Annotated in this window: 6 protein-coding genes; 3 read left to right on the plus strand and 3 right to left on the minus strand. The window is 68.5% G+C overall.

Annotated features, from left to right (window positions below; translation table 11 throughout):
• On the minus strand, positions 1-418 hold a 418-nt coding region (locus G6019_RS08630; protein WP_182627422.1), incomplete at its 3' end, for an IclR family transcriptional regulator.
• A gap of 70 nt (positions 419-488) precedes the next feature.
• Between G6019_RS08630 and leuC the strand changes: the two genes are divergently transcribed.
• The 3 genes from leuC (at position 489) to G6019_RS08645 (ending at position 3,066) form a co-directional block, all read left to right on the plus strand.
• Positions 489-1,955, plus strand: coding sequence for a 3-isopropylmalate dehydratase large subunit (gene leuC, locus G6019_RS08635; protein ID WP_107756676.1), 1,467 nt, complete (start codon positions 489-491; stop codon positions 1,953-1,955).
• Positions 1,956-1,960: 5 nt separating this feature from the next.
• The gene (gene leuD / locus G6019_RS08640; RefSeq protein WP_107756675.1) at positions 1,961-2,566 is read left to right on the plus strand and encodes a 3-isopropylmalate dehydratase small subunit; all 606 of its coding nucleotides are present in this window, start codon (positions 1,961-1,963) and stop codon (positions 2,564-2,566) included.
• A gap of 119 nt (positions 2,567-2,685) precedes the next feature.
• The gene (locus G6019_RS08645; RefSeq protein ID WP_107756674.1) at positions 2,686-3,066 is read left to right on the plus strand and encodes an HU family DNA-binding protein; all 381 of its coding nucleotides are present in this window, start codon (positions 2,686-2,688) and stop codon (positions 3,064-3,066) included.
• Between the two features lie 9 nt (positions 3,067-3,075).
• Here G6019_RS08645 and G6019_RS08650 read toward each other — a convergent pair whose 3' ends face one another.
• Positions 3,076-3,993 (minus strand): NUDIX hydrolase, encoded by a 918-nt coding sequence (locus tag G6019_RS08650; protein WP_107756673.1) that lies wholly within the window; start codon positions 3,991-3,993, stop codon positions 3,076-3,078.
• Positions 3,990-6,131 (minus strand): RNA degradosome polyphosphate kinase, encoded by a 2,142-nt coding sequence (locus tag G6019_RS08655; RefSeq protein WP_194305574.1) that lies wholly within the window; start codon positions 6,129-6,131, stop codon positions 3,990-3,992. Before G6019_RS08655 ends, G6019_RS08650 begins: the two co-directional genes overlap by 4 nt.
• Positions 6,132-6,260 lie beyond the last annotated feature (129 nt).

A 6,260-nucleotide genomic window follows, 5' to 3' on the forward strand; every position in this document is an offset into this window, starting at 1 on the left:
CCTTCGCTCCCGACCCCCTGCTCATGGGCAGCACGGCCCCCACGGGGACGGTGTCCCGCAGGCCGGTGGGGGGCTCGGCCGAGGCGACGCAGATCCTCCGGTCGCCGTCGCGGCGATACACCTGGACGCTCTCCTCCGTCGCCTCGCGCAGGCGCGGCAGGACGCTGGACGCCGCTTCCGCCAGGGAGTCCGCGGCGTGGGAGGCGAGTTTCGCCAGCCCGGGACCGAGGCTCCACACCCCGGCGTCGTTCCGGGACAGGAGCTGGTGGATCTCGAGGCCCACCGCGAGCCGGTGGGCGGTGGCCCGGGGGAGCCCGGTGCGCTCGCAGAGGTCGGCGAGGACACACGGTTGCTCGGCCACCGCGTGGAGCACCGTCATGGCTTTGTCGAGGACTCCGATCCCGCTATACTGTCTCACAGTTCGACTATAGCGTCCTACATGGTGAGAATCCATCGGTTCGTCACCCGGGGCGGGTACTGGAGGCGTGATGAGTGTGACACCGTCCGGAGGCGCCCGGGGCCGAACCCTGGCGGAGAAGGTGTGGGACGACCACGTGGTGGTCCGGGGCGAGGGGGAGGGTGAAGCCCGACAACCGGACCTCATCTACATCGATCTCCACCTGATCCACGAGGTCACCAGCCCCCAGGCCTTCGACGGACTGCGGCTGGCGGGCCGCGGTCTGCGTCGTCCGGATCTCACCCTCGCGACCGAGGACCACAACGTCCCGACCGACATCATCGGTGGCGCCGTCGACCTCATCGCCGACCGCGTCTCGCGCACCCAGATCGAGACGCTGCGCACCAACTGTGAGGAGTTCGGCGTCCGGGCGTACCCGATGGGTGACCCGGGTCAGGGCATCGTCCACATCATCGGACCCCAGCTCGGGCTGACCCAACCCGGCATGACGGTCGTGTGCGGCGACTCCCACACCTCCACGCACGGTGCCTTCGGCTCCATCGCGATGGGTATCGGTACGTCCGAGGTCGAGCACGTCATGGCCACCCAGACGCTGTCGCTGCGGCCGTTCCGGACCATGGCCGTCACCGTCACCGGCGAGCTGCAGCCGGGGGTCTCGGCCAAGGACCTCATCCTCGCGGTGATCGCCCAGATCGGGACCGGCGGTGGACAGGGGCACATCATCGAGTACCGCGGAGAGGCCATCGAGAAGCTCTCGATGGAGGCGCGGATGACCATCTGCAACATGAGCATCGAAGCCGGCGCCAGGGCCGGGATGATCGCCCCGGACCAGACCACCTACGACTATCTGAAGGGGCGTCCACACGCTCCGGTGGGCGAGGAGTGGGACGCCGCGGTCGAGTACTGGAACGGTCTGAGGACCGACGACGACGCGGTGTTCGACACCGAGGTGGTGATCGACGGCTCGGCCCTCACCCCGTTCGTCACCTGGGGGACCAACCCCGGTCAGGGAGCGCCCCTCGGGTCCTCCGTCCCGCATCCGGAGTCCTTCGGGGACGAGAGCGACCGCATCGCCGCCGAGGGCGCGCTCGAGTACATGGATCTACAGGCCGGGACCCCTCTGCGTGAGATCCCCGTGGACGTGGTCTTCGTGGGGTCCTGCACCAACGGACGCATCGAGGACCTGAGGGCGGTGGCGGAGATCATCGAGGGCCGCGAGGTCGCCGACGGCGTGCGGATGCTGGTCGTCCCGGGATCGATGCAGGTGCGTCAGTTGGCCGAGCGGGAGGGCCTGGACGAGGTGTTCACCGCGTTCGGCGCCGAATGGCGTCAACCGGGCTGCTCGATGTGTCTCGGGATGAACCCGGACTCGCTGGAGCCGGGTCAGCGCTGCGCCTCGACCTCCAACCGCAACTTCGAGGGTCGCCAGGGCAAGGGCGCCCGGACCCATCTCGTCAGCCCGGCGGTCGCCGCGGCCACCGCCGTCGTCGGGCGGCTGGCCTCGCCCGCAGATCTCGAGCCCGCGAAGGGGGCCTGATCCACATGGAGCCGATCATCACCCACACCGGCATCGGGGCCCCGCTGCACCGGTCCAACGTGGACACCGACCAGATCATCCCCGCCGAGTACCTCAAGCGCGTCACACGCACCGGGTTCGAGGACGGACTCTTCTCGTCCTGGCGGGCGAACGAACCCGACTTCGTTCTCAACCGCGCCCCGTACGACCGGGCCTCCGTGCTCGTCGCGGGCCCGGACTTCGGCACCGGTTCATCCCGCGAGCACGCGGTGTGGGCACTGAAGGACTTCGGTTTCCGCGTGGTCATCTCCTCGCGGTTCGCCGACATATTCCGGGGAAACTCGGGCAAGTCCGGTCTGGTGGCAGCGCAGGTCGAGCAGCAGAACGTCGATCTGTTGTGGAAGATAATGGACGAGCGTCCTGGCATCGAGCTGACCGTCGACCTCGGGTCCAGGACCGTGACCGCGGGTGAGGTCACCGTCCCGTTCGAGATCGACGACTACACCCGGTGGCGTCTCATGGAGGGGCTGGACGACATCGGTCTCACGCTACGGAAAGCGGAGGCGATCGCCGAGTTCGAGACGCGTCGACCGTCGTTCAAGCCGGTCACCACCGTGCCCGGCCGGGGGTGACCGGCGGATCACGGAGGCTCGTCCGGAATGACCCCCGAGACGGCAACGTGTGAGTATGCTTATCTTCATGTGGCGCGGTTCTCTGCCGCGTCGGCGTACTCATCTCTAGGGGGACACCCGTGAACAAGGCCGATCTGATCGCCGAGCTGGCGGAACGGATGGACGGAGACCACCAGCTCGCCACAGAGGCGTTGGAGAACACTCTCGACATCATCGTGCGGGCGGTGGCGGCGGGTGAGTCGATCACCATCATGGGATTCGGCATCTTCGAGAAGCGCGCACGTGCGGCCAGGGTCGCGCGCAACCCGCACACCGGGGAGTCCATCCCGGTGCCGCCCACCTACTCGCCGGCGTTCCGTCCCGGCCAGTACTTCAAGTCCGTCGTGCAGGGCTCCGAGACGCTCCCCGAGGGCCGCCTCGCGGCTAAGCGCACGAGCTCGCACCAGTCCTTCGGCGGAGTCGGTAAGAACGGCGTGAACCACCGCGACAAGGTCGGCTGAGCGGCCGCCTCACCTCGCGGGGAGCGGGCTCGGGTAGTAGTCGGCGAACGTCAGCCTCCCGTCCGCGAACCCCAGCCCCCATGTCCCGGACTTCTTGGTGGAGGTGTCGGGCACGTCGAGCCCGGCCAGCCGGGACAGGTCCCCGATCAGCCCGGGTATGGCCGTCCCCTGCGAGCTCACCGCCGCGACACCGTCGCCGTCGGCGATCTCGATCAGTCTGGTGCGGGCGGCGACGGGGTCGTCGAGGTAGGCCTCGTCGCTCAGAGCCGGCTCGAGGCGTACCCCGACCCGCAGCTCGTCGGCGAGGGGGCCCACCGTCTGCTCGCAGCGCACCCGCGGAGCGCTGTACAGCCTACGGACACCGAACGCTCTGAGCATCGGTGCCAGGAGCTCGGCCTGGGTCCGTCCGGTCTTGTCGAGTGGACGCGCGGAGTCGTCCCCACTCCACTCGGAGCGGCTCCCCGCCTTGGCGTGTCGGACCAGCAGGAGCACCGAGTCCACCGGCCGGGCCGCGGAGAAGCGGCCGAGGATCTTCCGGTCCAGGCCGTACGAGACCACATCCCTGGCCTCCTCCACCGGAAGCCACCTGATCTCGTCGACCTCGGAATTCGGCTCGAAGTCACCCCCGGTCGCCCGAGCGGACCAGTAGGTGACCTCCTTTCTGGTGTTCTCCTTGAGGGGGTACGCGGTGGTCCCGATCCTCGATTCGAGGACGGCGGTGTGGCCCGTCTCCTCCTCGATCTCCCGCACCGCCGTCACCGGCAGCGATTCGCCGGGATCGACCTTCCCCTTGGGCAGCGACCAGTCGTCGTACCGGGGACGGTGGACCACGGCGCAGCGGGCCTCCCCGTTCTCCATGCGGTAGAGGACCGCTCCCGCAGCGGGGACGACCCTGACGCGGTCGCCACTGGTCGACTTCCTGCTCATCGGTCCCGGAACCCCGCGTGCACGGAGGCCATGCGCTCCTGGTGGTCGACCGAGTCGGACCGGTCCCCGGGGTCGGGCATCCGTGCCCAGGTGGCGTCGGGCCGCAGGTGGAAGCTGCGGGTGGCCGGGTCCAACGCGGAATCGAGGATGCGGTGGATCTGCACCTTGAGCCGGGGGTCGGTGACGGTGGTCATCACCTCGACGCGGCGGTCGAGGTTCCGGTGCATCATGTCGGCGCTGCCGATGAGCACCTCGTCGGCCCCTCGGAAGTTCAGGATCCGCGAGTGCTCGAGGAAGCGGCCGAGGATCGATCGGACGTGGATGTTCTCGCTGAGCCCGGGAACGCCGGCGCGCAGAGCGCAGATCCCGCGGACCACGATGTCCACCTGCACGCCCGCCTGTGAGGCACGGTAGAGGGCGTCGATGATCTGTTCGTCGACCAGTGCGTTGGCCTTGAGCCGGATGCCCGCCTCTCGTCCTTCGGCGGCGAAGCCGATCTCCCGGTCGATCCTCTCGATGATCCCCGAACGGATGCCCTCGGGCGCGACGAGCAGCCGCCGGTACTTGGACACGTTGGAGAACCCGGTGAGGTGGTTGAACAGGTCCGTCAGGTCCGACACGACGTCCTCGTCCGCGGTGAACAGCCCGACGTCCTCGTACAACCGCGCCGTCTTGGGGTTGTAGTTCCCGGTACCGATGTGGGCGTAACGCTGGAGCCGGTCGCCCTCTTTGCGCACCACGAGGCAGGTCTTGCAGTGCGTCTTGAGTCCCAAAAGCCCGTAGACCACGTGGACCCCGGCCTGTTCGAGCTCGCGTGCCCAGCGGATGTTGTTCTGCTCGTCGAACCGGGCCTTGATCTCGACCAGCGCCACCACCTGCTTGCCGGCCGCCGCCGCGTCCACGAGCGCGTTGACGATGGGGGAGTCGCCGGAGGTCCGGTAGAGGGTCTGCTTGATCGCCAGCACGTTGTCGTCCGCCGCGGCCTGCTCGATGAACCGCTGGACCGTGGTGGCGAACGAGTCGTAGGGGTGCTCGACCAGGACATCTCCCTCCTGGAGGGAGGCGAAGATGTTCCGGGCGGTCTCACGCTCGCCGAACGCCGGGGGAGTCGCGGGGACCATCGCCGGGTCCTTGAGGTCGGGCAGATCGAGGCCGTGGAGCTGCCACAGCCCCGTCAGGTCGAGCAGGCCCGAGAACCGGATCACGTCCTCCGAGTCCACATCGAGTTCGTGCTGCAGGATCCGGAGCATCCGGGAGGTCATGTCCTCCGCGATCTCCAGACGCACGGCGGATCCGAAGCGTCGGCGGGCGAGCTCGCGCTCGAGCGCCTGCAGCAGGTCCTCGTCACGATCCTCCTCGACCTCCATGTCCGCGTTGCGGGTCACACGGAAGACGTGGTGTTCCACCACCTCCATCCCCTGGAACAGATCGCCGAGGTGCGCGGCGATGATCTCCTCCGCCGGGACGAACGAGTACTCGTCCTCGACACCCCGGTCGACCCTGACGAACCGGGGCACGTTGTGGGGGATCTTGACCCGGGCGAAGTGCTCCTGACCCGAACCGATGTCGCGGATGATCACCGCCAGGTTGAGGCTGAGCCCGGAGATGTAGGGGAAGGGGTGCGCGGGGTCCACGGCGAGGGGGGTGAGCACAGGGAAGATCGAGTTCCGGAACAGCTCCGCGAGCGAGAACTGCTCGTCGGAGGTCAACTCGCCCCAGGCCAGGATGCGGATTCCGTGGTCCTCGAGCTCCGGCCGGATCTCGTCGTGGAACAACCGGGTCTGCTCGTTGCAGAGTTCCCGCGTGCGGACGCTGATGCGGCCGAGCTGCTCGGCCGGGGTCTGTCCGTCGGCGGACCTGACCGACAGCCCCGTCTTGTCGCGGCGCTTGAGGCCGGCCACCCGCACCATGTAGAACTCGTCCAGATTCGACGCGAAGATCGCGAGGAACTTGGCCCTCTCGAGTAGCGGCAGATCCTTCTCGCCCGCCAGGGCCAACACCCGGGCATTGAAATCGAGCCAGCTGAGTTCTCGGTTGAGGTAGCGGTCACGGGGTCGGGGGAGTTGCTCGAGCACGGGATCGTCTGCGGTCACCGGACCATTGTTGCCGATACACCCGCGGCGTGAGGACGTTGACATTCGGAGGGGGTCCCGATCACGGCGGCGGTGGCCTCGCCCACCGACCGCCCGGCCAACGCCAGGACGTCCTCGGGGGTGTCGACGTCGCGACCGGACGCGCCCGACGGGTCGGCGCCCTCGAGCGCCACC

The organism is Dietzia sp. DQ12-76 (assembly GCF_014145045.1).
In the GTDB taxonomy this organism is placed as follows: domain Bacteria; phylum Actinomycetota; class Actinomycetes; order Mycobacteriales; family Mycobacteriaceae; genus Dietzia.